A 312-nucleotide genomic window follows, 5' to 3' on the forward strand; every position below is an offset into this window, starting at 1 on the left:
TGGTTCGAGGCGCAGCCTGACCTCGACCCGGACCGCTTGGTGTTCATCGATGAGGCCTGGGCCTCGACCAACATGGCTCGCACCCACGGCCGGGCGCCTCGGGGCGAGCGGCTGCGGGAACCGATCCCACATGGCCATTGGCTGACCACCACCTTCATCGCCGGCCCGCGCAACACCGGCATGGTCGCGCCGATGGTGCTCGACGGGCCGATCAACGGCTCACTCTTCCAGGACTACGTCGAGCAGGTGCTGGTGCCCGAGCTCCGCCCTGGCGACATCGTCGTCATGAACAACCTCGGCAGCCACAAGGGC

General features: G+C 67.9%; 1 protein-coding gene. It reads left to right on the forward strand.

Annotated features, from left to right (window positions below):
- Positions 1-312, forward strand: a 312-nt coding sequence (locus JMJ56_RS36345; protein ID WP_202836158.1) for a transposase, incomplete at both ends; no start/stop codon positions are given.

Source organism: Belnapia arida (assembly GCF_016773205.1).
GTDB classification, from domain to species: domain Bacteria; phylum Pseudomonadota; class Alphaproteobacteria; order Acetobacterales; family Acetobacteraceae; genus Belnapia; species Belnapia arida.